Origin of the sequence: Neisseria sp. HMSC074B07 (assembly GCF_001810355.1) — a bacterium.
Lineage (GTDB): Bacteria > Pseudomonadota > Gammaproteobacteria > Burkholderiales > Neisseriaceae > Neisseria.
Genome location: NZ_KV800949.1, coordinates 71,051 through 72,085 on the forward strand (window position 1 = coordinate 71,051; position 1,035 = coordinate 72,085).

Sequence of the window (1,035 nt, forward strand, 5' to 3'; positions counted from 1 at the left end):
AGATGAGTTTAAAGAGATAGTTAATTGGAAATTTTTAAAATTAAAAACAAAATTAATTAATTTAAAAATTAAGATAATGCAAATGTATAACAAGTTTGGCAGGCGCAGCAAGCAAGCGTAGCCTACATCCCCACCAACCGCGTGCGTGGCTGCGCCACACACCCCACCTGCGGGTGGCACAAATTTTAAAACCGATGCGTAGGGTGTGTGCGGTACGCACGCACGCGTTATTTGCCGTTCAAACCATTGGTTCAAATTTTCAGACGACCTCAAACGTCGTCTGAAAATCTCTTAGTGCAAAGGTCGTCTGAAAACCGTGAGTCCGTTTTCAGACGACCTTTGTTTCATTTCAAGCAACAAATATAATAACGCATAGGCTGATTACTACCAGTTGATTCAAAGCCCAACGATAATCCATTAAAAAAGAATCCGACCATCATGACCTATCCGCAAGCTCTGCAACAACTTCAATATTGGCTCACAAACAGCCAATTCTCTCACACAAACCATCTAAATTTTAATGCACATCCCCTTTCAACCGATGAATTGCAGGCGATACGCGAATATACGCAAAACAGACTGCCTGAAAGCTATTATTTATTTTTACAACAATGCGGCACGGGGGATTTTTTCTATTCGTGGTACACCAGCATGCTCGATCAAACCGTATCTCAAACACCCAAAATAGAAATCTACAATCTCGCCCAACTACAAGAGCAAAACACCTATTACCAACAACTATTACGCGAAGAACTTGATGACCTACCGCCTGACGAACATCCCGACATAGGAGAAATCTTTATCATCGGCGCTCATCATAGCATGGGGGATTGGTTCGGCTTTGACCTGTCCCGTGTCGAACCCAACTTTGATATTTTTATCCACGATGCCGCCAATCCCGCCACCTATGCTGAGGAAGCCCAATGGCGACGGTTTGAAGACTGGATCATCCGTTGTGTGGAAAGCGAGGGAGAAGATACGCTTTAAACAAGCCGTAGCAAGCGTAGCAACTGTATTTTTCACCCCGTCGGGCAA

1 protein-coding gene is annotated in these 1,035 nt (G+C 43.8%); it reads left to right on the top strand.

Annotated features, from left to right (window positions below):
• The first annotated feature begins 438 nt into the window (after positions 1–438).
• Entirely contained in the window at positions 439–987 is a 549-nt protein-coding gene (locus HMPREF2726_RS08045; RefSeq protein WP_070602908.1) for an SMI1/KNR4 family protein, read from the top strand.
• Positions 988–1,035: the final 48 nt, after the last annotated feature.